21 protein-coding genes and 2 tRNA genes are annotated in these 23,518 nt (G+C 40.1%); 13 read left to right on the forward strand and 10 right to left on the reverse strand.

Annotation, left to right across the window (positions count from 1 at the left end; genetic code table 11):
• Positions 1–34: 34 nt before the first annotated feature.
• Positions 35–1,696 (reverse strand): energy-dependent translational throttle protein EttA, encoded by a 1,662-nt coding sequence (ettA, locus tag J582_RS13545; protein WP_002052196.1) that lies wholly within the window; start codon positions 1,694–1,696, stop codon positions 35–37.
• A 220-nt stretch (positions 1,697–1,916) separates the two neighbouring features.
• Positions 1,917–3,638, reverse strand: coding sequence for a thiamine pyrophosphate-dependent enzyme (locus tag J582_RS13550; RefSeq protein ID WP_032048051.1), 1,722 nt, complete (start codon positions 3,636–3,638; stop codon positions 1,917–1,919).
• A 254-nt stretch (positions 3,639–3,892) separates the two neighbouring features.
• Between J582_RS13550 and J582_RS13555 the strand changes: the two genes are divergently transcribed.
• Positions 3,893–5,176, forward strand: a complete 1,284-nt coding sequence (locus tag J582_RS13555) for an O-acetylhomoserine aminocarboxypropyltransferase/cysteine synthase family protein (RefSeq protein ID WP_009499606.1) — start codon at positions 3,893–3,895, stop codon at positions 5,174–5,176.
• A 274-nt stretch (positions 5,177–5,450) separates the two neighbouring features.
• Positions 5,451–6,341 (forward strand): SDR family NAD(P)-dependent oxidoreductase, encoded by an 891-nt coding sequence (locus tag J582_RS13560; RefSeq protein ID WP_004711613.1) that lies wholly within the window; start codon positions 5,451–5,453, stop codon positions 6,339–6,341.
• 68 nt (positions 6,342–6,409) lie between these two features.
• Here the strand turns inward: J582_RS13560 and J582_RS13565 are convergent, their stop codons facing one another.
• Positions 6,410–8,599 carry a bifunctional SulP family inorganic anion transporter/carbonic anhydrase gene (locus J582_RS13565; protein ID WP_017392589.1) on the reverse strand — a complete coding sequence of 730 codons (2,190 nt, stop codon included), beginning with the start codon at positions 8,597–8,599 and terminating at the stop codon, positions 6,410–6,412.
• Positions 8,600–8,898: 299 nt separating this feature from the next.
• Positions 8,899–11,250: a Tex family protein gene (locus J582_RS13570; RefSeq protein WP_002052244.1), complete on the reverse strand. Its 2,352-nt coding sequence runs from the start codon at positions 11,248–11,250 to the stop codon at positions 8,899–8,901.
• 655 nt (positions 11,251–11,905) lie between these two features.
• On the opposite strand from J582_RS13570, the gene ompR reads away from it, so the two are divergent.
• The 5 genes from ompR (at position 11,906) to J582_RS13590 (ending at position 16,412) form a co-directional block, all read left to right on the forward strand.
• On the forward strand, positions 11,906–12,670 hold the full coding sequence (gene ompR / locus J582_RS13575; RefSeq protein WP_000060753.1) for a two-component system response regulator OmpR: 765 nt from the start codon (positions 11,906–11,908) through the stop codon (positions 12,668–12,670).
• Positions 12,671–12,687: 17 nt separating this feature from the next.
• Complete coding sequence (locus tag J582_RS13580) at positions 12,688–14,145, forward strand: ATP-binding protein (RefSeq protein WP_002052250.1); 1,458 nt, start codon at positions 12,688–12,690, stop codon at positions 14,143–14,145.
• A 51-nt stretch (positions 14,146–14,196) separates the two neighbouring features.
• On the forward strand, positions 14,197–14,301 hold the full coding sequence (locus J582_RS25960) for a hypothetical protein (protein WP_079377474.1): 105 nt from the start codon (positions 14,197–14,199) through the stop codon (positions 14,299–14,301).
• Between the two features lie 35 nt (positions 14,302–14,336).
• On the forward strand, positions 14,337–15,851 hold the full coding sequence (locus J582_RS13585) for an acetyl-CoA hydrolase/transferase family protein (RefSeq protein ID WP_017392587.1): 1,515 nt from the start codon (positions 14,337–14,339) through the stop codon (positions 15,849–15,851).
• A gap of 129 nt (positions 15,852–15,980) precedes the next feature.
• Positions 15,981–16,412 carry a GNAT family acetyltransferase gene (locus J582_RS13590; protein WP_004884764.1) on the forward strand — a complete coding sequence of 144 codons (432 nt, stop codon included), beginning with the start codon at positions 15,981–15,983 and terminating at the stop codon, positions 16,410–16,412.
• A gap of 170 nt (positions 16,413–16,582) precedes the next feature.
• Here the strand turns inward: J582_RS13590 and J582_RS13595 are convergent.
• The 3 genes from J582_RS13595 to J582_RS13605 form a co-directional block, all read right to left on the reverse strand.
• Positions 16,583–16,658 (reverse strand) — tRNA-Phe (locus J582_RS13595).
• Between the two features lie 126 nt (positions 16,659–16,784).
• Positions 16,785–16,860, reverse strand: a tRNA-Phe gene (locus tag J582_RS13600).
• Positions 16,861–16,965: 105 nt separating this feature from the next.
• The gene (locus J582_RS13605) at positions 16,966–17,349 is read right to left on the reverse strand and encodes a GNAT family N-acetyltransferase (RefSeq protein WP_002052206.1); all 384 of its coding nucleotides are present in this window, start codon (positions 17,347–17,349) and stop codon (positions 16,966–16,968) included.
• Positions 17,350–17,451: 102 nt separating this feature from the next.
• Here J582_RS13605 and hisB point away from each other — a divergent pair, with 102 nt between their 5' ends.
• The 5 genes from hisB to hisA all read left to right on the forward strand — a co-directional run bounded on the left by hisB (position 17,452) and on the right by hisA (position 20,915).
• Entirely contained in the window at positions 17,452–18,045 is a 594-nt protein-coding gene (hisB, locus tag J582_RS13610) for an imidazoleglycerol-phosphate dehydratase HisB (RefSeq protein ID WP_000194096.1), read from the forward strand.
• Positions 18,045–18,662 (forward strand): imidazole glycerol phosphate synthase subunit HisH, encoded by a 618-nt coding sequence (hisH, locus tag J582_RS13615; RefSeq protein ID WP_002052198.1) that lies wholly within the window; start codon positions 18,045–18,047, stop codon positions 18,660–18,662. Before hisB ends, hisH begins: the two co-directional genes overlap by 1 nt.
• A 152-nt stretch (positions 18,663–18,814) precedes the next feature.
• Positions 18,815–19,363 carry a DUF805 domain-containing protein gene (locus J582_RS13620; RefSeq protein ID WP_031983672.1) on the forward strand — a complete coding sequence of 183 codons (549 nt, stop codon included), beginning with the start codon at positions 18,815–18,817 and terminating at the stop codon, positions 19,361–19,363.
• An 84-nt stretch (positions 19,364–19,447) separates the two neighbouring features.
• A complete protein-coding gene (locus J582_RS13625; RefSeq protein ID WP_031983674.1) occupies positions 19,448–20,089 on the forward strand; it encodes a 3'-5' exonuclease in 642 nt (213 codons plus the stop codon).
• 94 nt (positions 20,090–20,183) lie between these two features.
• Positions 20,184–20,915 carry a 1-(5-phosphoribosyl)-5-[(5-phosphoribosylamino)methylideneamino]imidazole-4-carboxamide isomerase gene (hisA, locus tag J582_RS13630; RefSeq protein ID WP_002052186.1) on the forward strand — a complete coding sequence of 244 codons (732 nt, stop codon included), beginning with the start codon at positions 20,184–20,186 and terminating at the stop codon, positions 20,913–20,915.
• Between the two features lie 70 nt (positions 20,916–20,985).
• Here hisA and J582_RS13635 read toward each other — a convergent pair whose 3' ends face one another.
• On the reverse strand, positions 20,986–21,537 hold the full coding sequence (locus tag J582_RS13635) for a helix-turn-helix domain-containing protein (RefSeq protein ID WP_031983675.1): 552 nt from the start codon (positions 21,535–21,537) through the stop codon (positions 20,986–20,988).
• 97 nt (positions 21,538–21,634) lie between these two features.
• Between J582_RS13635 and J582_RS13640 the strand changes: the two genes are divergently transcribed.
• Entirely contained in the window at positions 21,635–22,537 is a 903-nt protein-coding gene (locus J582_RS13640; protein WP_031983677.1) for a DMT family transporter, read from the forward strand.
• A gap of 32 nt (positions 22,538–22,569) precedes the next feature.
• Here the strand turns inward: J582_RS13640 and J582_RS13645 are convergent, their stop codons facing one another.
• Both J582_RS13645 and J582_RS13650 read right to left on the reverse strand, forming a co-directional pair.
• Positions 22,570–22,965 carry a DUF4870 family protein gene (locus J582_RS13645; protein WP_004705102.1) on the reverse strand — a complete coding sequence of 132 codons (396 nt, stop codon included), beginning with the start codon at positions 22,963–22,965 and terminating at the stop codon, positions 22,570–22,572.
• Positions 22,966–23,001: 36 nt separating this feature from the next.
• On the reverse strand, positions 23,002–23,518 hold a 517-nt coding region (locus J582_RS13650), incomplete at its 5' end, for a DUF1294 domain-containing protein (RefSeq protein ID WP_032048052.1).

The raw sequence follows: 23,518 nt of genomic DNA on the forward strand, positions 1-23,518 counted from the left end.
CAGCCCTTAGGCTGGTTTTTCAATTTAGGTGTAATTAGCCACCAATTTTTTTGTATTTCTTACGATGTGGTTGAGCATCATCACCAAGCTTAGCACGGCGATATGCTTCAAACTCGGTATAGTTACCTGTATAGAACTCTGGTTGCTCATCTTCAAATGACAAGATGTGAGTTGCAATACGGTCAAGGAACCAACGGTCATGCGATACAACCATTACCGTACCAGGGAATACCAAAATTGCATCTTCAAGTGCACGTAAAGTTTCTACGTCCAAGTCGTTTGATGGCTCATCCAGTAAGATAACGTTTGCACCTTGCTGTAAGATTTTTGCAAGTTGTAAACGGTTACGCTCACCACCTGACAATTCACCTACGCGTTTTTGCTGATCTTGGCCTTTAAAGTTAAAGCGACCAATATAAGCACGTGATGCAATTTCATAATCGCCCACTTTCAAGATATCTAAACCGCCAGAAACTTCTTCCCAAACTGTTTTGTTATCATCTAAAGTGTCACGAATCTGACCAACATAAGCAACTTTAACCGAATCACCCAGTGTTACAGTACCAGTGTCAGGTTTTTGCTCGCCTGTCATCATGCGGAATAAAGTCGTTTTACCCGCACCGTTAGGACCTACAATACCGACAATCGCTGCTGGTGGTACCGTAAATGACAAGTTTTCGTAAAGTAAACGGTCACCAAATGATTTACTGATGTTCTCTACTTCAACAACCTTGTTACCTAAACGTGGACCAGGTGGAATATAGATTTCAGAGGTCTCGTTACGCTGTTGGAATTCGCGTGAGTTAAGTTCTTCAAAACGCTCCATACGCGCTTTGTTTTTCTTTTGCTGACCTTTCGCATTTTGACGAACCCATTCAAGTTCTTTTTTCAATGCTTTAGCAAAAGATTCTTCTTGTTTCTGCTCTTGTTCTAAACGAGCATTTTTTTGCTCCAACCAAGAAGTATAGTTACCTTGGTAAGGAATACCATGCCCACGGTCAAGCTCTAAGATCCACTCTGCAACGTTATCAAGGAAATAACGGTCATGCGTAATCGCAACAATTGTACCAGGGAAGTCTTTTAAGAAACGCTCTAACCAAGATACAGACTCTGCATCCAAATGGTTCGTCGGTTCGTCAAGAAGTAACATATCTGGTTTAGAGAGCAATAAACGGCAAAGTGCTACACGGCGGCGTTCACCACCTGAAAGCTTACTTACGTCTGCATCCCATGCTGGAAGATTCAAGGCATCTGCCGCGATTTCAAGCTGGTTATTTAAGTTGTGTGCATCCCAAGCATGGATAATTGATTCTAATTTTTCCTGCTCTTTTGCAAGCGCATCAAAATCTGCATCTGGGTCTGCATATTCAGCAAATACCTGATCAAGACGTTCTAAAGCATCTAGAGCTTCACGTACGCCATCTTCAACGTTACCACGAACGTCTTTAGTTGGATCAAGCGGCGGTTCTTGCTCTAAATAGCCGATTTTAATTCCAGGTTGTGCACGAGCTTCACCAGAGAAATCTTTATCTACGCCAGCCATAATACGAAGCAAGGTAGATTTACCCGCACCGTTCAAACCGAGCACACCAATTTTGGCACCCGGGAAAAATGATAAAGAGATGTCTTTTAAGATTTCGCGCTTTGGCGGAACCATCTTAGACACTCGGTTCATCGTATAAATATATTGGGCCACGCAGGACTCCTCAATTGAAAAACCAACAGATCGCAATGAGCGAAAAATAGTAGCTATTATATGCTGAACGCAGCAAAAAAATAAGGCGTGATTAAGTTTAATCGTTTTTTATAACTGATAAATGAGGTCAAAATTGTTTCCTGATATAAAAAATGCATGATCTTGAATCATGCATTTTTCGCTTATTACACTGCTTGAAGATGAGTTCTTCTACATAGATTTATTTAAGAAAATTATTGACTAACAAATTTTTAACATCATCTACCCGACCCGACATTAACGCTTTAATCGCATAGAGAGAGGTTGAAGAAACCTGATTCAGGTTAGGATCTGGCGGCATTACCAGCTCCATCGGATTGGTATGCACATCGAGTAAAGCAGGACCATCGTGTTTTAAAAAACTTTCCACGGCCTGTTCTAACCCGTTACCATGCGTTATCGTTTGTCCATGCAAACCAATTACGCGAGCAAGCTGACCGAAATCAGGATTGAGCAGGTCAGTATAATGGTCGAGCAATCCTTCCACTTTTTGTTCAAGCTCTACAAAATTGAGCGAACTATTATTAAATACCACAATCTTGATTGGCAGTTTTTCTTGAATTGTGGTGAGCAGATCTCCCAGTAACATGGCTAAGCCACCATCTCCACATAATGCAATGATCTGGCGGTTCGGGAATGCTTTTTGGGCTCCAAGTGCTTGAGGCATGGCATTGGCCATAGTGCCATGTAACAAACTGGTAAAGGTTCGACGTTTTCCATTTACGTCAATATGCCTTAATACCCATACCATCGGTGAGCCACCATCTCCGAAGAAAATTGCATCTTGATCTGCATAACGGTTGAGTAAAGACACCAGATATTGTGGATGAATCAGCCCATCTTTACCTACCCGCTCTTCTTTACGTCGTATTTCATCGCTCTCATGTTTCAACGCAAGACAATGATCTAGAAAATCACGCTCATGACGTGTTTCAAGCAGTGGCAATAATGCATCGAGTGTAGATGAAATTTTACCCACGGCACCTAATGTAATCGGATGGCGACGCCCCAAATGGGTCGGATCAATATCAATTTGCAAGATTTTGGCATGGCTTGGATAATACTGTGCCCATGCGAAATCGGTACCTAGCAAGATCAGCAAATCGCAATCCATGAGGGTGTGATAACCCGCTTTATTACCAAAAATACCCGTCATGCCCATATTGTATGGATTGTCGTATTCGACAAAATCCTTAGCACGTGAAGTATGTGCTACAGGAGCGTTTAACTTCTCTGCAAAAGCCACTAGTTGGTCATGCGCATCCTCACACCCAGCACCTGCATAAATTCCAATTCTTTGATGCTGTGAAATCAACTGAACAATCTGGTTGAGTTCGGACTTATTCGGCAAAATATCGGGATTAGTTTGGCGTGGTACAAAGGGTAGACCCGCCTCAGCCGACGCTGCACTAATATTGGCCGGAACAATAACCACCGCGACACCACGTTTGGTCAGCGCAGCCTGACACGCCATGCTCATAATATGTCTGGCTTGTGAAGGTTGAGTAATCTCTTCACAAAAAACCGAATTTTTTGCATAAACTGATTTAAAATCGACATATTGTGGAAAGTCGACAAATCCTGCCATCTCGGTAGAAATCTGGCTTGCAATCAAAATGACTGGCGCACGATTACGATGCGATTCATATAAACCATTAATGAAGTGTAGGCTTCCTGGCCCACACGATCCTGCACATGCCGTCAAGTGACCACTGAGTAAAGCATCTGTACCGGCTGCAAAACCACCAACCTCTTCGTGGCGTACATGAATCCATTCAATTTTACTCTTAGACATGGAGTCAGTGACATGGTTTAAGGTGTCACCCACAATACCGTAGCAACGTTGAACACCTGCTTGTTCCAGCATCTCAATGATAATATCAGATACTTTTTGAGTACTCATTAGTTCACTTCTCCAGCTTTTTTATCATGAATTGAATTACTTGTATTTTTATAGTGTTCTTGCGGGCGGCAGACCGCCAGTAAGTTTTTGTGGCGTTCTCTCAACTTCATGTAAATTTAATTGAGTGATTCGAAAAAAATAAAATAAGCTCTTTTATACTTAAAAATGCTGAACTTTACATAAAAATATCTAAATCATGAATAAAGAGTATGCTAAAAAATCTGGATTATTCTTTAACCACTTCGATGATAACAATGTCAAATACATACCGAGACGAAACCTTAGCCATTCACGCAGGCTACACACCTGAAGCAACAACAAAAGCAGTAGCTGTTCCAATTTATCAAACAACTTCATATGCATTTGATAATACCCAACACGGTGCAGACCTTTTCGACTTAAAAGTTCAAGGCAATATTTATACCCGTATTATGAACCCGACCACTGCTGTGCTTGAGCAACGCCTTGCTGCTCTCGAAGGTGGCATTGGTGCTTTAGCTTTAGCATCCGGAATGGCAGCAATTACCTATGCCATTCAAACCATTACTGAGGCGGGAGACAATATTGCTTCAGTCTCAACTTTATATGGCGGTACATACAACTTATTTGCCCATACGCTGCCAAAACAGGGAATCGAAGTTCGCTTTTTCGATTATCAAAAACCCGAAAGCTTACGTAACTTAATAGACGATAAAACTAAGCTTGTTTTTGTCGAGTCAATTGGTAACCCGCTCGGCAATATCATCGATTTAGAAGCAATTTCAAAAATCGCCCATGAATATGGTGTACCTGTCGTTGTCGATAACACAGTTGCCACCCCTGCTTTATTAAAACCATTTCAATATGGAGCTGATATCGTTATCCATTCGCTTACTAAATATATTGGTGGTCATGGTAATAGTATTGGCGGTGCAATCGTCGATAGCGGTAAATTTCCTTGGGGTAAATATCCAGAACGTTTTAAAGTTTTGAATACACCCGACCCAAGCTATCATGGTGTGAACTATGTCGAAGCATTAGGTGAGGCTGCCTATATAGCACGAGCTCGCGTGGTGCCATTACGCAATACAGGCGCAGCTATTAGCCCGCTCAGTGTTTTCTTAATTTTACAGGGTCTCGAAACTCTAAACTTACGTATTGAACGTCATACTGAAAATGCTCAGAAAATTGCGGAATATTTGCAAAACCATCCGAAAGTAAAATGGGTCAATTACGCAGGTCTAAAAGATCATCCACAACATCAACTTGCACAAAAATATGTAAAAGGCAAACCTTCTGCAATTTTATCTTTTGGCGTTCAGGATGGCCGTGAAGGCGGTACTCGTTTTATTGATGCACTAAAGTTATTTACCCGTCTTGTGAACATTGGCGATGCGAAAAGTTTAGCTTGCCACCCCGCAACCACAACTCACCGCCAGCTCAATGAACAAGAACTAAAAGCTGCCGGCGTAAGTGAAGATATGGTTCGCCTATCTATTGGTATTGAGCATGTTGATGACCTAATTGCCGATTTAGAACAAGCACTTTCATCTGTATAAATTTTAAACTTATCTATCAAGCCTCTGGAATATAGAGGCTTTTTTTATTTTCAAGTGATTTAACCCTCAATAATAATTAATGGATTAGGGTAATAATTTAGAGTTTTTACTCTAAATAAATTGTTAAATTTCATATATTTACACACTAGACAATTTTTAAACATCTATTAAGATAGGGCAATATTTAGGAGTTCATCAGGATGAACCAACGGTTGTAAAAATAAAAATTACATACCGGAATAAATAGCCCCTGCCCCTACTTAGGTAAAATGCTGTGAATAAAAAATTAGAAGCTCTGTTCCAGGAAAAGGTACAAGGTAAAGTCATTTTAGTGACAGGCGCCTCAAGTGGAATCGGTTTAACGATTTCCAATAAACTTGCTGACGCTGGTGCACATGTTTTACTGGTTGCCCGTACTCAAGAAACATTAGAAGAAGTCAAAGCAGATATTGAAAGCCGTGGCGGTCAGGCATCAATTTTCCCATGTGATCTGAACGACATGGAAATGATTGATCAGGTTTCTAAAGAGATTCTAGCTTCTGTTGATCATATTGATATTTTAATTAATAACGCTGGTCGTTCTATTCGTCGTGCTGTTCATGAGTCTTATGACCGTTTCCACGACTTTGAGCGTACCATGCAATTAAATTACTTTGGCGCTGTGCGTTTGGTTCTTAATATTTTACCGCACATGATTCAACGTAAAGACGGACAAATTATTAATATTAGTTCGATTGGTGTATTAGCAAATGCAACACGCTTCTCGGCTTATGTTGCCTCTAAAGCTGCGCTTGATGCATTTAGCCGTTGTCTTTCTGCCGAAGTTCATGCACATAAAATTGCAATCACCTCAATTTATATGCCTTTAGTGCGTACTCCTATGATTGCGCCGACTAAAATTTATAAATATGTACCGACTCTATCACCTGAACAAGCAGCGGACTTAATTGCTTATGCGATTGTGAAACGTCCGAAACGTATTGCCACAAACTTAGGCCGTTTAGCTTCTATGACGTATTCGGTAGCACCTGGTATTAACAATATGTTTATGTCGATCGGTTTCCGTCTATTCCCAAGTTCAGATGCAGCAAAAGGTAAAAAGACTGAGAAACTAAATTGGGCACAGAAAGCTTATGCACGTCTTTTCCCTGGTGAGCATTGGTAATCTGCCATATTAAGGTTATTTAAAAATAAAAAAGCGCCTCTCATTAGGCGCTTTTTTATTAATCCTATTTAAGCATCTAAAAACTCAACATGCCCTGTTTTAACATCATAAATCGCACCAATAATTGCAATCTCACCACGATCTAGCAGGTCTTTCAGTACTGTGCTGTTATTAATAATATATTGAATATTGTAGTGAACATTCATTGCTGTCACCTGATTAATAAAAGCTTTATTTAACTCACGCGGTTGCATAATGTCATATACGCTTTCTACCGAACGCATGAGTGGGCCAAGCACATATTGAATATGCGGCATTTCTTTGACATCAGAAACTTGCTTTTGCTGTAAACGTAACTGACATGCGCTGGTCACTGCACCACAGTCAGTATGGCCTAAAACTAAAATGACTTTTGAACCTTTTGCCTGACAAGCAAACTCAAGTGAGCCAAGTACTTTTTGACCTGCAATATTACCGGCAATCCTTAAACTAAATAGATCACCAATACCTACATCAAAAATCATTTCAGTGGGAGCACGAGAATCCATACATCCTAAAACAGCCGCAATCGGATGTTGGCCTTCATCTGCGGTGACACGAATTTGACGGTAAATATCGCGTTGTAAACGTTCATTTTTCACAAAGCGTTCATTACCTTCCTTAAGTAAGGTAACCACCTGCTGCGGACTTAATTTACGCTGTAAATCTCTGGTACTAATGTAGATATCAAGAACTGCATCATCTACTTCTTCATAGTGCTGCTTAAACCCAATGAGTTTGAGATCGACCTGACGCTTAACTGCAGTTTCATTCTGATAATCTTGAATGACCTGATAGATATCGGGATCAATCGAATCGCATTGAGTGGCATCAATAATCAACTGCTGATCTTTATGAACATGCTCTAATGCAGAAATGAGCGCTGAACGATTCAGAAAAGTGACCTGTGATGGAAGCTCAATACGCGTCACAATTCCATGTAAATGCTTTTCTTTATAAACACGAACGCCTTTATTAAAGTTGCCATACAAAATAAATGCACTACTGGTAAATAGACCTACCAAAATTCCGGTTAACAAGTCTGTCAGTAAAATTGCAACGAGAGTGATAATGAAAGGTAAAAACTGTTTCCAGCCTTTTTGATAAAGCTGTTTAAATAACTTTGGATGAGTCAGTTTAAAACCAGTCACGATTAAAATCGCTGCAAGTGCAGACAATGGAATCATGTTCATAAGTTGAACAAAGAATAAAACTGCTAGTAGCAATAATATGCCGTGAATAATCGTGGAATATTTACTCCGTGCGCCTGTATTTGCATTTACAGAACTGCGGACAATGACTGATGTGACTGGCATGCCGCCAATTAAACCTGAAACAATATTCCCCGCACCTTGTGCCCACAGTTCACGGTTAGGTGGAGATGAACGCTTTTGAGGATCAAGTTTATCGGCCGCTTCTAAGTTTAGTAATGTCTCTAAAGACGCCACAATCGCGAGTGTAATTGCTCCGGTATAAATCAATGGTTCAGCCAGATAGCTAAAGTCTGGAAAAACCAATACCTCTTCTGGTGCTTGTAATATATTTGGTAGTTGAATCAAATTATTGGTTTGGACTGCCCAAGATGAGCCAATATTCATTAAGACAAAATTTAAAACTGCAGCAATGACTACAGCAATTAAAGCTGAAGGTAGTGCTAATTTTTTAAGTGGGCTGCTGTCCCAAGCTAAAATTAAAAATAAGCTCAGCAGTCCAATCAACGCCGCGCCAGTGTCAAACTTTTGGATAACCGTATCTGGTGTAGCAGTCCAAACGTCTTTCCATGAAAAATCAGTCAATCCAAATAAATACGGTAGTTGCGTCACAATAAGAATGGCACCAATGGCAGCCAGTAATCCTAAAATGACATTGTTTGGAATAAAGTTGGCAAAGAAACCCAACTTAAATACACCAAACAGAATTTGTAAAATTCCTGCAAATACAATACACAATAAAAAGGCGGCATAATTGCCGCCTAATTGGTCGAGTTGTACAAGGATGACCGCAGTCAACCCTGCTGCTGGGCCAGAGACACTGATGTGAGAACCACTCAGCAGGCCAACAATAATTCCACCAACAATTCCGGCAATAATACCAGAAATGATTGGAGCGCCTGAGGCTAAGGCAATACCCAAACATAAGGGTAAAGCCACGAGAAATACGACCACTCCCGAAAGGAGATCGTTTAAATGAAATCTATTTTTCAGTTCTAAAGCCGGCATAAAAACAACCATTTATAATATAAAAAAACAATCAATTTTTAATATAACTGCCTGAAAGTGATGAACTTACCTCAAGGCTTTATCGATATTGTCTGACATCGGTAAAGGGTTAAAGTTGAGTTATGCTATAACGTTGTATAGTTGATTGTAGATTTCACACCGTTTTTGTTGATCTTAAGATTCACCTCATCTTTACCACTGCGATTTCTGAAAAACCGAATTTCACAATCTCTAAAGCAAACTTTAAAAATAATAAAAAACCTCCCGTTTGGGAGGTTTTTTAGGTGTTCTAAAGGCTCTTATTTAGAACCTTTAATTCCTGCTTGTAGTAACAATGCACCAAACCCACCAATTTTTTGTTCTTGTGGTTTTTCTTGTTTGCTACGTTGTGGGCGTTCAACCTGATCTTTACGTGGTTGTTGAGGACGCTTACCTTGCGGCTTACGCTCAGAACGCTGTTCGTTATTTTGCTCACGACGCGGTGGACGCTGTGCCTTAACAGGCGCGGCACCTTCTGCACGCATACTCAAGTTCACACGGTTACGCTCAGCATCAACTTGCATCACACGCACTTGTACGATTTGACCTGGTTTTACCACTTTATGCGGGTCAGAAACGAATTCATTCGCTAATTCAGAAATATGAACTAAACCATCTTGGTGTACGCCAATATCAACAAAGGCACCAAAATTCGTCACGTTCGTTACCACACCTTCAAGCTGCATACCTTCAGTCAACTGAGCAACTTCAGTAATGTCTTCACGGAATTTAGCTGTGCGGAATTCTGGACGTGGGTCACGACCCGGTTTTTCAAGTTCTGCTAAAACATCCTGAATAGTCGGCAAACCGAATTTGTCATCAACAAACTCTTCTGCTTTCACCTGACGAATAATTTCAGTATTACCAATAATGTCTTTAACAGTTGTCGCTTTTGCTGCAACAATTTTCTCGACAAGACCATAACTTTCAGGGTGAACAGCAGAAGCATCTAAAGGTTCAGAACCATTTTGGATACGTAAGAAACCAGCTGCTTGTTCAAAAGTACGCTCGCCTAAACGTGGTACGCTTTTCAATGCTTGACGGTTATCAAAACGGCCATGTTCTTTACGGTATTCAACGATTTGCTGAGCAATCGCTTTATTTAAACCTGCAATGTAAGCCAAGATTGCTGGTGAAGCAGTATTTACATCAACACCAACAGCGTTCACACAGTCTTCTACCACTGCATCAAGCGTTTTTGCTAAACCAGTTTGGTTTACGTCGTGTTGATACTGACCTACACCAATCGATTTCGGGTCAATCTTCACAAGTTCAGCAAGTGGATCTTGTAAACGGCGCGCAATAGACACTGCGCCACGAATTGAAACATCAAGCTCTGGAAGTTCTGCTGCAGCAAGTTCACTTGCAGAGTAAACAGATGCACCTGCTTCGCTTACAGTCACACGTGTTAATTTAAGGTCTGTATTTGCAGCCATCATTTCTGCAACCACAGCTTCTGTTTCACGGCTCGCCGTACCGTTACCAATCGCAATAAGCTCGACATTATATTCACGGCATAGACGTGCAAGCTCAGCAATAGAGCCTTCTTTGTCTTCTTTAGGCGCAAATGGGTAAATCGTGCTGTGAGCAAGTACATCACCAGCATCGCTTACAACAGCCAATTTCACACCAGTACGAATACCAGGGTCAACACCCAAAGTCGTACGGCTACCCGCTGGTGCAGATAACAATAAATGACGAAGGTTTTCAGCAAATACCTGCATTGCTTCTGCTTCGGCAGCAAGACGTTTTTCTGTCAGTAATGAATGCTCGATTTGAGGACGAACTTTACCTAACCAGAATAATTTTGCAGTTTGCTTCAAGAAGTCTTGGCGAGCTTGTGGCTGAATTTGATCTAGGTTGTATTCAGTTTCAATACGTGCCAATGGTGCATCATCTTCACCATCTACTTTTAAACCAAGTACGTTTTCTTGACGGCCACGTAACATTGCCAATAAACGATGAGAAGGTAATTTGTTGAGGCCTTCAGAAAATTCAAAGTAATCGCGGAACTTTTTGCCCACTTCTTTCTTTTCTTCAGAAGCAACAGTACTTTTTAGCACTGCTGTTTTTGCAAAAGTCGCTTTTAATTCTGTAGTAAGCGCAATGTTTTGTGCCCAATCATCAATCAAAATATGCTGGATTGCGTCTAACTGACTTTCTACATCTGGGTAGTCTTCATGACTAAAACCAGCTAATGCTTCTGTCGGATCAATTTGTTCTGAAATAATTTTTTCGGCAATTGGCCCCAGACCCGCTTCTTTCGCCTTGAAAGACTTGCTCGTACGTTTAGGACGGTACGGCGCATAAATTTCTTCTAAAGCATTTTTTGTTTCGGCTGCATTCACCCGCGCCAACAAGTCATCATTCAATTTATTCTGTTCTTGCAATGACTGAATGACCTTTTCACGGCGCTCATATAAATCACGTAAATACGCTAAACGAGTATCTAATTGGCGTAACTGCGTATCATCTAAACCTTGTGTTACTTCTTTACGGTAACGGGCAATGAATGGAACACTGGCACCTTCATCAATTAAGCGGATGGCAGCTTCTACTTGGTTTGGACGTACGGCAAGCTCACTTGCCAACTGCTGAACTAAGTCAGTCATCGTGTTTGATCCCACAAGGATAAAGTTTAAAAGCACTGATTATAAAGACCAAGACTATAAAATCCACACTTGTTTGCGTATTCAAAACGTTTTTTTGTATTGACTGTGAATTTTTCACATTCTTTACTTCATAAAAAACGTTTTAGCTATTCATTTTGGTCTTCAAACCCATATTTTACTTTTTAAAAAATCTGAAATTTATAGGATATCCGTTAAGTAAAATGAAATTTTTAATATAAATTACGAGAAAATGAACATATTGATACAGTATCAGAATGAACAAAATTATAGTTTTTCTTATCTGTCTAAATAGATTATTAAGCTTTAATATTTGAATGAGTTCTCAACCTCTTAGAAAATAAGCTTTAAAAAGCAGCGTTGATTTTTAAAATAATCTATTTGAAACAATTATTTATTAAAATTTAATCGAATAGAATTTAACGAGTGACCGAATGCTTGGTTTTTTCTTTAAGGCTTTGCTAAATTATGGGCATAAGATGTTGTTTTTTGGTTTCAAGCCCCTACGAAAATTGTAATTTTGAGCAAATTGATACATAGTCTTAACAAGAACATCGGCATTATACTGAGGGCTTGTTGGCAATAAGCCTAACCGATCCAATAATATATAAATTATGACTTTAAAAGGGAGTACATCATGAGTTTAGTTGTACCTGCTGAACATCCTGAAACCGTACATAACGAAACGGATCGTGTCGAACGCATTTTAGTGGTCGATGACGATGTGCGTTTACGTACCCTCTTGCAACGTTTTTTGGAAGATAAAGGCTTTGTTGTAAAAACTGCCCACGATGCCTCACAAATGGATCGTTTATTACAACGTGAGTTATTTTCACTTATCGTACTCGACTTTATGTTGCCCGTTGAAGATGGTTTAAGTATCTGTCGTCGTTTACGTCAGTCAAACATTGATACACCTATTATTATGCTAACTGCACGTGGTAGCGACTCTGACCGTATTGCTGGTCTTGAAGCTGGTGCAGATGACTATTTACCGAAACCATTCAACCCAAATGAGCTTTTAGCACGTATTCGCGCAGTATTACGTCGTCAGGTTCGTGAAGTTCCGGGTGCTCCAAGCCAACAAGTTGAAGTGGTTAGCTTTGGTCCATGGTCTTTAGATTTATCTACACGTACGCTTACTCGTGAAGGACAAATCGTTACTTTGACCACGGGTGAGTTTGCCGTATTGAAAGCATTGGTACAGCATCCACGTGAACCGTTAACGCGCGACAAACTTATGAACTTGGCTCGTGGCCGTGAATGGGGTGCAATGGAGCGCTCAATTGACGTTCAAGTGTCTCGTCTACGTCGTTTAATTGAAGATAACCCAGCACGCGCACGTTATATTCAAACGGTATGGGGTGTAGGTTATGTATTTGTTCCAGATGGTGCTGAATAAGCTTGAGATAAATTAGAGTGAGTTTAGAGCCAATACCACCGCAAAACTTTACCGACTACGTTGCGTACTCAGAGCGTAAACGGACGAGATGGGAACGTTTTCTCGACAAAATTAAGCCACGTTCTGCTGCCATGCGTACCACAATTTTGGTACTGCTGGTGGTGTTCTTTAGCCTCTTTATGTCATTGTGGTTTTTTTGGCGAACCCTCTATTTACCCGAAATTCAACAGCATGCCCGTTATTTGGCTGTTGAACTCGAGCTAGTGAACAACCCTAATATACGTATTTTTCATCGTGATACAGAAGTTGATGTTGATACTTGGCTGCGTAATCGGGTTGGCATTGAATATATAACCGACCCTAAAGAGTATCCAAGCGTTCGCGATAAAGTCATTGCAGAGTTTTTTACCAACCAAGTTGAACAAAAACTTGCAAATGAAATTGGCGCAAAAGACGTTACAGTTTACTTCCAGTTTAAACCTAGCCCACGCATCTGGATTCAAACACCAGAAATGCATGGCAATTGGGTTCGTGAGCCTTTAAAAACCTATGCAAACTATAGTCCTGAGCTATTAATTGGTTGGGTTGTGGGTGTGCCATTAGTTTCGGCCATCATTATTTTAATTTTGATTCGTCAAATGAACCGCCCATTACGTCGTTTGCAAAATGCTGCCAACGAATATAGTAAGTCTGGAACAGCACCATATTTAGATACTAACCATGGCCCTTTAGAAATTCGCCAGGTAAACCAAGCATTTAACCGCATGGTGTATACACTTGAGCAGACCGAGCGTGAAAGACGGATTATGCTAGCGGGTATTTCACACGATTTAAGAACCCCGCTTACACGTATTCGTTTAACCGCTGAAATGTTGCCTGATGAATTTCTACGTGAAGGTTTGGTCTATGATGTAGATGATATGGATGCAATTTTGAATCAGTTCATCTCGTATATGCGGGATGGTTCAGATGAAGAATTAAAAGACACCAATATCAATATATTATTGCAAGAATTAATTGTTCAATTTAAACCGCTTGATATTCGTTTTGAGGTGCAAGATGTTCCGATTATTCCTGCACGTAGCCTTTCTTTAAAACGTCTGATTGCCAACCTCATTAATAACGCAAAACGTTATGGTGCGGAACCAATCGAACTCAGCGCCAAAGTTGAAAATGAACATATTTTAATTACGGTTGCTGACCATGGTGAAGGCATTCCAGAAGATCAGATTGAAGAATTAATGCAGCCATTTGTAAGAGGTAACTCTGCCAGGACCATTCAAGGCAGTGGTTTAGGCCTTGCAATTGTTAAGCGTATTGTCGACATTCATCAAGGTGAAATTCAAATTCATAACCGTGAACAAGGCGGTTTAGAAGTGATTATTTCATTACCTATTCCAAAACCAGCGGCCGAAGAAAACACAACGCCAAATCCTTTGGAAAAAATTAAACAAACTTTAAGTGAGCGCTTCTAATTTGATCAATTGATCATTTAAAGCGCTATTTTAAAATTTATTAAATACTAAATAAATCAATGCATTAAAAGTCATAAAATAAATTTATACCGCCATTTATTTAAAAAATTAGACCTTAGCCTAACACCTATGCACTTTTCATTTTTTCATAGCTAAAATCCGGTATGTTTTGACAATATTGAGGATGTCCAATGTCTTTAAGTCGTATTCGCCTAGCTTCTCTTCATGACAAGGTCATCAGTGCTGAACAAGCTGCGCAATTCATCGAAAATGGAATGACTGTTGGTATGAGTGGTTTTACTCGTGCTGGCGAAGCTAAAGCTGTTCCTCAAGCACTTGTAGAGCTTGCAAAAAAGAATCCGTTAAAAATCACGTTAATTACGGGTGCTAGCTTAGGTAATGACTTAGACAAACAACTCACGGAAGCAGGTGTTTTATCTCGTCGTATGCCATTTCAGGTAGACAATACTTTACGTCGTGCGATTAACAACGGCGAAGTTATGTTCATTGACCAACATTTATCAGAAACTGTTGAGCAAATGCGTAACCAGCAACTTAAACGTCCAGATGTTGCGGTGATTGAAGCAATTGCAATTACTGAAGATGGTGGCATTATTCCAACAACTTCTGTGGGTAACTCTGCAAGTTTCGCAATTTTTGCTGAAAAAGTTATTGTTGAAATCAATACCTCTTTAAGCGAAAGCTTTGAAGGTTTGCACGACATCTATATTCCAACTTACCGTCCAACACGTACGCCAATTCCATTAACAAAAGTGGATGAGCGTATTGGTACAACAGCCATCCAGATCGATCCTGCAAAAATTGTAGGTATTGTCTTTAACGATACACATGACTCACCATCAACAGTCACTCCTCCAGATGATGAGACTCAAGGCATCGCAAATCACCTGATTGCTTTCTTTGAAAAAGAAGTTGCTGAAGGCCGTTTACCTAAGAACCTTGGTCCATTACAAGCAGGAATCGGTTCAATTGCCAATGCAGTATTAACAGGTTTAAAAGATTCTAATTTTGAAGACCTCATCATGTACTCAGAAGTACTACAAGACTGTACTTTTGAACTCATTGATGCAGGTAAAATGAAGTTTGCTTCTGGTAGCTCAATTACCCTTTCAGCTAAATGTGGTGAGAAAGTTTTTGGCAATATCGAAGCTTACAAAGACAAATTAGTACTTCGTCCACAAGAAATTTCGAATCACCCTGAGCTTGTACGTCGTTTAGGTATTATCGGCATTAACACTGCACTTGAGTTTGATATTTACGGCAACGTGAACTCAACTCACGTATGTGGTACTAAAATGATGAACGGTATTGGTGGTTCAGGCGACTTCGCTCGTAATGCTCACTTGGCAATTTTTGTGACCAAATCAATTGCTAAGGGTGGCGATATCTCTTCTATCGTGCCAATGGTAAGCCACGTTGACCACAGTGAACACGACGTTGATATTTTAGTAACAGAGCAAGGTTTAGCAGACTTACGTGGCTTAGCACCTCGTGAACGTGCTCGCGCAATTATTGATAACTGTGTGCATCCGCTTTACCGTGATGCATTGAACGACTACTTTGATCGTGCCTGTGCCAAAGGTGGACATACTCCTCATTTACTTCGTGAAGCATTGTCTTGGCATGCAAACTTCGAAGAAACAGGTCAAATGCTTCAAGCGGCACCTGTTGCAAAATCAGCGTAAGCAATATTTTTAATTTAAGCACTCCTACGGGGGTGCTTTTTTATTTGTTTAAATTATTCACAACTACTGCTCAATTGCGTATTTTTATTTTATCTTTTCAATACATCAAAACAAAAAGTAGAAATCCATATGTTTATTATTCGTCAATTTACAAATGCAGATCTGGATGATGTGGTCAATTTATGGGAAAGCTGCGACCTAACCCGTCCATGGAATAATCCTGAAACCGATATATTTAGAAAAGTCTCACAACAGGATGATTTGTTTTTGGTTGCTATTAAAGATGAGGAATTGATTGGCACGCTCATGGGCGGCTATGACGGTCATAGAGGCTGGATTAACTATTTGGCTGTTCATCCCCACCAACAACGCTTAGGAATCGCTACAGCGCTTGTTCAGCAGCTTGAAAAGCGCCTTATCGCTCGTGGCTGCCCAAAACTTCAATTATTGGTGCGTAAAGACAATCTAAATGTGCTGAACTTTTACGAACAGCTCGGTTATGACGAAGTAGAAGCCGTATGTTTAGGAAAACGACTCATTAATGATAGTCCTCACGAGTAAAGACAAATTTCAGTTGAGCCATTTCTAGAAAGTTCAAACATTGTTGGGGATAAGTGAGTTTGCTTGTGGATAAAATGAGATTTATACACAAGTGAAGTCTTAATATTTTTTATTAAATAAATAGGCATGAAAAAAGCCCCATACTTTAAAGTATGGGGCTTTTTCGAATATGGTGGCGAGACCCAGGATCGAACTGGGGACACACGGATTTTCAATCCGTTGCTCTACCTACTGAGCTATCACGCCGATGGCCTGTATTAAGCCGCATCTCAGAACAATAGTCAACAATTATCCTGAGTTTCTGATTTAAATGAGTATTTTTTATACTTAAAAAAAATCCCTGATGGGATCAGGGATTGAAAACACAAATAATGGTGGCGAGACCCAGGATCGAACTGGGGACACACGGATTTTCAATCCGTTGCTCTACCTACTGAGCTATCACGCCGAAGTGGGCGTATTAAACAATGTTTATAAGAAGACGTCAAGCAACTTCCGTATTTTTTGTAACAAGTGTTTAATTTTAAATCACAAGTACAGGAAAAATGGAATTTTAGCTATGCAATTTACCAATATGCGCTAAACAGCGATGAATGGCACCGCAGCCTGGCTCAAAAATTTTAACGCCTTTTGATTCTTCTATACGACAAGCTTCTTCTACCAAGCGCTCAGCTACCCCACGACCACGGTTAGCAGGGTGTACAACAATATATTCAAGTACCTTGCTTTCGCCTTGTCCTGAACACCAGATTGCACCTATAATTTTGGTGTTAAATTCGGCAGTGTATAGCGTGGTATACTGCTGTAAATCTTGTTCAAGTTGTTCAATCGCATCGTGCCCGTCACCAAACTCCGGACTTGTGTCATACAGTCGCTCAAGCTGATCGCGGATCTCTGAATTATCTAGAGAACTATAAGCATGTACGGTAATAGGCATTGATTAACCCTCCTGAGCAAACTATGATGCTGTCACGAATTCGTCACAGCGAAATTGTCGTTAACATCCAATCATTTTTGACGTTTTTTGAGGAACGTGTCCATGACGCAACGTATCAGTGAAGTGGTTAGAAATACCAATGAAACCAAAATTCGAGTTCGTTTAAATCTCGATGGTACTGGTCAAGGCACACTAAACACCGGAGTTCCATTTTTAGACCATATGATTGATCAAATCAAGCGACATGGCTTATTTGATATCGATATTCATTGTGATGGAGACTTAGAGATTGACGATCACCATACCGTAGAAGACTGCGGTATCACGCTTGGACAAGCTTTTGCACAAGCTTTAGGTGATAAAAAAGGTTTACGTCGTTATGGACATTTTTATGCGCCATTAGACGAAGCTTTATCTCGTGTGGTTGTAGATTTGTCTGGTCGTCCGGGTTTATTTATGGATATTCCATTTACTCGCGCGCGCATCGGTACCTTTGACGTAGACTTATTTTCCGAGTTTTTCCAAGGTTTCGTAAACCACGCCCTTATGACCTTACATATTGATAACTTGAAAGGTAAAAATAGCCACCATCAAATCGAGAGTGTATTTAAAGCACTAGCGCGTGCTTTGCGTATGGCATGTGAAATTGATCCACGTGCTGAAAACACGATTGCATCGACAAAAGGTAGCCTCTAATGACACGTATCGCGTTACTTGATTATGGCATGGGCAATCTACACTCAGCTGCTAAAGCACTTGAGCATGTAGGTGCTACAGTCGATGTAACTAACGACCCAAAATTAATTGCACAAGCCGACAAAATTGTTTTCCCGGGTGTTGGGGCAATGCGTGACTGTATGCAAGGCATGCGTGAAGCAGGTATTGATGAAGTCGTACGCAACGCTGCTTTTAATAAGCCAGTTCTTGCAATCTGTGTAGGCATGCAAGCGCTTCTACAAAGCTCTGAAGAAAATGGCGGTGTAGATGCCTTAGGTATTTTTGAAGGTGTTGTTAAACACTTCCCTCAAATGGAAGGCTTAAAAGTCCCACACATGGGCTGGAACCAAGTTCACCAAATGGACCCAAGCCATCCAATGTGGAACAACATTGATCAAGATGCTCGCTTCTACTTTGTACACAGCTATTATGTTGAACCGAAAGATGAAAATCTTGTAGCTGCAACATGTGAATACGGCGTGAACTTCTGTACGGCAATTCACAAAGATAATTTATTTGCGACTCAATTCCACCCAGAGAAAAGTCACACTGCAGGTTTACAGTTACTGAAAAACTTTGTGGAATGGAATATTTAATTTCACAAAAGCTTTAAACAGATCAGGTCTAGATGGCCTGATCTTTTTTTTTATTTATAATAACAAGCAATCATTTATAGAATGATATTTTATTCAACAAAATATTGAATATTCATACTTTTAAATAAAACCAAATGAACAGGATAAACACAATGAATTCACCTTTTGAAAATCAGCCACTTCAGCAAGATTCGCCCTTTAAGGCAAATGGACGTTTTGGACGGCTCTCTTATGCTGCTTGGACCTTCCTATTTACGTTAACCCTCGCTGCTGCTGTTCTACTTATTATTTTTACTTTCGGTCTTACACAAAATGAGGGCACCCCAGGTTTTACTGCGCCGGGCATCATCGCTATTGCCATTCTCTATATCGTCGGTATTTATATTAGCTTCGTATTTACTATTCGCCGTTTGCATGACCGTAATAATACAGGTTGGTTATCTTTACTCATGCTCGTACCGGTCGTGAACATTGGCCTTGCCGTTTATTTATTTTGTGCAAAAGGAACTGAAGGCCCTAATGATTATGGACCGAAGCGTCCAACGCCAAGCTGGGAACGTGTTTTAGGCTGGATTTATATTGCACTTATTCCACTTGCAGTCATTTTTGCTATTGTTGCCACAATCATGGCTCCTACCTATGAAGGCTATGTTGAAAAAAGCGAGAGCGTTATCATTGGGTCCCCATCTCAGTCTCAATAATTTTTAAAGTTTCCTAAAGCCTAGTTCTCTAGGCTTTATTCATATATAAAGGGAATAGCTCAATTTATTTGTACGCTGTGAAATATGTCCGAAGCCCCGTCCCTCCTTGATAAAGCCTCTATTCAGCAGCTTCCACTTTTTAAAAATCTTAACCACCAAAATATTGTGGTGATTGAAAATATTGAGCAATGCAAAACGATTGAAGAAGAATTAAAAGCAGCGATCTTTTTAGGATTTGATTCCGAATCTAAACCGACATTTCGAGTGGGCGAAGTCTCGACAGGTCCACACTTAATTCAACTTGCCACTGAACATAAAGCCTATTTATTTCATGTAAATTCATCGACTTTAAAATTTTTACAACCTATTTTATCGAACCAAAAACAACTTAAAGTCGGCTTTGGTCTTAAAAATGATAAGCACATTTTTCATAAAAAAGGCATAGAGCTAGAAAGCAGTATTGACCTCGCCAAAAGTTTTAGTCACTTTGGTTTTAAACACCAAATGGGTGTACAAAAAGCTGTAGCACTGTTGTTTGGACAATATCTTGCAAAGTCAAAAAAAGTCGGAACATCAAATTGGGCACAAAAGCCACTTAACTCACAGCAAATCAGTTATGCCGCCGCTGATGCTTATGCTGCCTTACTAGTATTTTTAGAGCTGCGTAAACAAAACCTATTACCGGCTCACATTTCACAAACGATTCAAACCGCACTTCATGCGTAAAGTTATAAAAGTCTTTTCTAAGGCTTAGCGATTGATCAATACTTTGCTAAGATGTGCACAATTTCATAAACATGATGAAGCAAGGAGCGAAAGCATGCTAATCATTCCAGCAATTGACCTGAAAGATGGTAAATGTGTGCGTTTAAAACAAGGGCGTATGGAAGACGATACCGTTTTCTCTGACGATCCGGTTGCAACTGCCCAGCATTGGGTAAATGAAGGCGCACGTCGTTTGCATTTGGTCGATTTGAATGGTGCTTTCGCAGGTACGCCTATCCATAAACCTGTTGTTGAAGCAATTGCTAAAGCTCAGCCAGAGTTACCAATTCAAATTGGTGGTGGTATTCGCTCATTAGAAACAATTGAACACTACTTAGAAGCTGGCGTGACTTTTGTCATTATCGGGACTAAAGCCGTTCAAGAACCTGAATTTGTAGAAGAAGCTTGTAAGCGTTTTGCAGGCCACATCATTGTGGGTATTGATGCCATGAATGGTATGGTTGCAACTGACGGTTGGGCAAACGTTACCGACGTAAAAGCAACTGATTTAGCAAAACGCTTTGCTGATGCAGGCGTATCTAGCATTGTTTATACAGACATCGCACGTGATGGCATGATGCAAGGTGTAAACGTTGAGCAAACTGTCAACTTGGCTCAATACTCTGGCTTACCAGTGATTGCTTCAGGTGGCGTAACTAATCTTGATGACGTTCGTAACTTAAAAGGCAAACCAGGCATTTTAGGTGCAATCACAGGTCGTGCAATTTATGAAGGCACTCTAAACCTTCGTGAAGCTCAGCTTCTGTTAGATGAAAACCGCCTTTAATTTTTAAGATGTAAAAAAAGAGCCTGTTTAGGCTCTTTTTTTATTTATTGATATGAAAATATATTCCGAATCAATACACCACATTACGAATAAATTTAAGCACTTGATTACCACTATTAATATAAGTGTAAGTTACTGAACTGGCATATATAATTGAAGAACCAGCAGCTATAGTTTTTGTGCTATCTACAAATTGTATGGTTAGCTCACCTTCTAATACATAAATAAGTTCTTGCCACCCTTCTGGGTCTGCTTCAGCAATATAAGACTCCCCTACTGCCAAAGACCATGTCCAAAGCTCAACTTGAGAACGGGAAGGAACTGAAGCCAGTAAAGTAGCTTTACTTTCTTCTTTTTCGCCTTGCCAAGCAAGTACATTAACCAACGCATGTTCTTTATGCTCTGGTGCACTTACAATCGTTCTAAAGTTTACGCCCAACACTATCGCAATCGCATCGAGCTTAGCTAGGCTGATATTGACTTGTCCTGTCTCTAAAGCAGCAATAGTACGTCTACTTACACCCGCCTGGTCTGCTAATTCCTGTTGGCTTAAACCACGCTCATCTCTTAATGAACGAATATTTGTGCCTACGTGCTGTAAAACGGTACTCGAATGGCTCATAGAATAGGTGTACAGAAAATTTGAGCAATATATTGCACAAAACAGAAGAATAGCGCAATATGTGCAGTATATTGCACAATTCATTCTAATTTTGAGTATGTCACCAATTTCTTTGAGTTCAAGCAAAGCCCCACAGTTAGCACTCGTTTTGATTACTATGATTTGGGGCGGAACATTTCTTACAGTGCAATATGCACTGAATTTTACATCGCCTATGTTTTTTGTAGGCTGCCGCTTTGCTGTAGCAGCACTAACGTTATTGCTTATTTCATTCAAAAGCATGAAAGGCGTTACGTTAAAAGACTTAGGTGCTGGTAGTGTGATTGGTCTAGTCATTGTGGGCGGCTATGGAACTCAAACAATTGGCCTGCAAACCATTCCGAGTAGTGAGTCAGCTTTCTTAACGGCGCTTTATGTTCCACTTGTTCCTATTTTAATGTGGCTCATCTTTAGAAAGACGCCACATGTCATGACTTGGGTGGGAGCAGCTTTGGCTTTTGCTGGTCTTGTTTTATTGACAGGGAATGGTTTTGAGCAAATTTCATTAAGTTTTGGGCAGCTTTTAACAGTACTTGGCTCAGTTGCGATTGCTTTAGAAATTATTTTTATTAGTTATTTTGCTGGAAAGGTAAATTTGCGTCGTGTGACCATTATTCAACTTGCTGTCGCATCTCTACTTTCGTTTGCCGTTATGCCTGTGGTGGGCGAGCAAACGATTCCAGCATTTTCATGGCCGCTTGTACTTACAGCTGTTACATTAGGTTTAGCAAGTGCACTGATTCAATTTGTGATGAACTGGGCTCAGCGTATGGTCGATCCTTCACGTGCTGCGATTATTTATGCAGGAGAACCTGTTTGGGCTGGGGTTATTGGCCGAATCGCAGGTGAGCGTTTACCACTGATTGCCCTTTTTGGCGGTGCTTTAGTGGTGTTAGGTGTTTTAGTCAGTGAGTTAAAACTTAAGTTACCCATTAAAAAAACTAAAAGAATTCGAGAATAAAAAAGAGAGCTTAACGCTCTCTTTTTTATTTATTAAGGTTGGTACATCGGGCGGTTATCATTTAACGCAATCAGACCGCGAATTGCACGATATACGATCCAGATCCATGCCGCTGTAATCACGCCCACACAGAATACGGTCGATGAGATCGCAACACCTGCAAATAAATCGGTATTTTCACCTGTAAAAAACAAGAAAATAAACGGTAAAAAGGCAATAATATTCCAAGCGAGATACCACCAGAATGTTCTGATTTGCCAAGTAAAGTGACTCGCAAAAATTGAACCTTGAACATCGGAACGTTTTACGTAGTTAATAATTAAAGCAATAATCGCAAGTAAGCCGCCCGTAAAAATGGCAACAATATAAAGTACATACAAAATAAGTGTTAAAGTACGATTTGGATCTTGGTCGATAGAACTATTCATTTTTATACCTCTCAAGTTTAATAAAACAATTTACTTTTATGATCCCCGCAAAACGTTTAAAGGAGAAATTAGCCACAAAATCAAAAGTAAATGAAGGAATATGGTACAAAAATAAATCTTACGAAATGGTTGTTTTTGTGTTTTATGTCTCAGTTTTTGTTGTGCCCACCATGCAGCTGGCCAACCGCCTAAAAAACTCACAATATGTAAAGTCTGTTCAGGAATACGGCGATTGCCTAGTTGTGCGGCTTCTTTATCTTGTGAATATAGCCAATAACTTAAGACATTCGTCATTAAGATAAACAATAAGGTATAAGCTGGCAGAACATGGATAAAACTCATAATGCCCATTAGAACAAAATAAAATACGATGCCCATTTGCATGGCAGACCATGGTTTTGCCTGAAATGAAGATTCTGTTTTTGCTGACTTTGAAGCTTTACGCGTTTGTGATGCCTTTAAATAAGTGACTTGCTGGGCACGGAAGCGACCTCGCTCATCTAAAATGACCAAATACTCTAGTGCACAACCAATAATTGGCCGAGGTCCGGGG

Source organism: Acinetobacter sp. 1566109 (assembly GCF_000582255.1).
In the GTDB taxonomy this organism is placed as follows: domain Bacteria; phylum Pseudomonadota; class Gammaproteobacteria; order Pseudomonadales; family Moraxellaceae; genus Acinetobacter; species Acinetobacter nosocomialis.

Coding starts and splice junctions, on each gene's coding strand:
- J582_RS13555 (WP_009499606.1), top strand. CDS start 3,893: ATGTCAAATACATACCGAGACGAAACCTTAGCCATTCACGCAGGCTAC.
- ompR (WP_000060753.1), top strand. CDS start 11,906: ATGAGTTTAGTTGTACCTGCTGAACATCCTGAAACCGTACATAACGAA.
- J582_RS13550 (WP_032048051.1), bottom strand. CDS start 3,638: ATGAGTACTCAAAAAGTATCTGATATTATCATTGAGATGCTGGAACAA.
- J582_RS13565 (WP_017392589.1), bottom strand. CDS start 8,599: ATGCCGGCTTTAGAACTGAAAAATAGATTTCATTTAAACGATCTCCTT.
- J582_RS13645 (WP_004705102.1), bottom strand. CDS start 22,965: ATGAATAGTTCTATCGACCAAGATCCAAATCGTACTTTAACACTTATT.
- J582_RS13585 (WP_017392587.1), top strand. CDS start 14,337: ATGTCTTTAAGTCGTATTCGCCTAGCTTCTCTTCATGACAAGGTCATC.
- hisA (WP_002052186.1), top strand. CDS start 20,184: ATGCTAATCATTCCAGCAATTGACCTGAAAGATGGTAAATGTGTGCGT.
- hisH (WP_002052198.1), top strand. CDS start 18,045: ATGACACGTATCGCGTTACTTGATTATGGCATGGGCAATCTACACTCA.
- J582_RS13625 (WP_031983674.1), top strand. CDS start 19,448: ATGTCCGAAGCCCCGTCCCTCCTTGATAAAGCCTCTATTCAGCAGCTT.
- J582_RS13620 (WP_031983672.1), top strand. CDS start 18,815: ATGAATTCACCTTTTGAAAATCAGCCACTTCAGCAAGATTCGCCCTTT.
- J582_RS13605 (WP_002052206.1), bottom strand. CDS start 17,349: ATGCCTATTACCGTACATGCTTATAGTTCTCTAGATAATTCAGAGATC.
- hisB (WP_000194096.1), top strand. CDS start 17,452: ATGACGCAACGTATCAGTGAAGTGGTTAGAAATACCAATGAAACCAAA.
- J582_RS13590 (WP_004884764.1), top strand. CDS start 15,981: ATGTTTATTATTCGTCAATTTACAAATGCAGATCTGGATGATGTGGTC.
- J582_RS13640 (WP_031983677.1), top strand. CDS start 21,635: ATGTCACCAATTTCTTTGAGTTCAAGCAAAGCCCCACAGTTAGCACTC.
- J582_RS13570 (WP_002052244.1), bottom strand. CDS start 11,250: ATGACTGACTTAGTTCAGCAGTTGGCAAGTGAGCTTGCCGTACGTCCA.
- J582_RS13635 (WP_031983675.1), bottom strand. CDS start 21,537: ATGAGCCATTCGAGTACCGTTTTACAGCACGTAGGCACAAATATTCGT.